Annotated in this window: 1 protein-coding gene; it reads left to right on the plus strand. The window is 68.0% G+C overall.

Features of this window, described 5'->3' with window-relative positions:
- Positions 1-826, plus strand: an 826-nt coding sequence (locus tag B9G38_RS17585) for a presenilin family intramembrane aspartyl protease PSH (protein ID WP_143415657.1), incomplete at its 5' end; no start/stop codon positions are given.
- Positions 827-1,161 lie beyond the last annotated feature (335 nt).

A 1,161-nucleotide genomic window follows, 5' to 3' on the forward strand; every position in this document is an offset into this window, starting at 1 on the left:
GTACGCCTTCGACGGGGCGCTCCGGCTGCGGATCGTCGGCTCCGCCGCGTGGCTCTCGTGGTACGTGTTCGCCGCGCTGGTGTCGCCGCTCGCGGCCGCCGTCCCGGCGGTCGCGGTCGCGGTCGGCCTCCTCCTCTACCCCGAGTGGTACGTGATCGACACCGCCGGGGTGTTGATGGGCGCGGGCGCCGCCGGGCTGTTCGGCATCTCGTTCGGCCTGCTGCCCGCGCTGATCTTGCTCGCCGTCCTCGCCGTCTACGACGCGATCTCGGTCTACGGCACCGAGCACATGCTGTCGCTCGCGGAGGGCGTGATGGACCTGAACATCCCGGTCGTGTTGGTGATCCCGCTGTCGCTGTCGTACTCGCTGCTCGACGGCGAGTCGGCCAGCGAGGAGGCGTCGGGCGTGGGCGAGGAGCCCACATCCGAACCCGGTTCGGAGGACGAGGACGACGCGATTCCCGACGGCGAGGACGACGCGAGCCTCGACGAAGCGGACGACGGTCCCGCTGAGGGCGGCGACCGCGACGCCTTCTTCATCGGCCTCGGCGACGCCGTCATCCCGACGGTGCTGATCGCGAGCGCGGCGACGTTCTCCCCGGCGGCGGCCCTGTCGGTTCCGCTCCTCGGCGTCAACCTCCCCGCGCTGCTCGCGATGGTCGGCACGCTCGCGGGCCTGATCGTCCTCATGCGGTGGGTGATACAGGGCAGGCCGCACGCGGGGCTTCCCCTCTTAAATGGCGGCGCGATCGGCGGCTACCTGATCGGCTCGCTCGTCGCCGGCGTCCCGCTGATCGAGGCGCTGGGGCTTGCGGGGTTCTTTTAAATATATTCGGGCGTCCGATAATTTCTTTATAAACTGCTGGCTGACGCAAACACCACCGAAGCCCCAGCCGCTCGGCTGTACGACGATATTATTTATAAACCTCCGATCGCCACGAACACCACCGAAGCTCCAGCCGCTCGTTTATAAATGGCTGACTGTGGATCGACGGTGAACACCACCGAAGCCCCAGCCGCGAGGCAGGCGCACGCTCGCTGCGCGCTTCAGTCACTCGCGTTGCTCGCTCCCTCCAGTGCTTACGTCGCCTGCGCCTGCCTCGCGACTGCCCCTTCGATTCCCACCCGACCGCACAGCACCGCAGCCTCACGCCTCCCCAG

The sequence above is a fragment of the Halorubrum sp. SD612 genome (genome assembly GCF_002135005.1).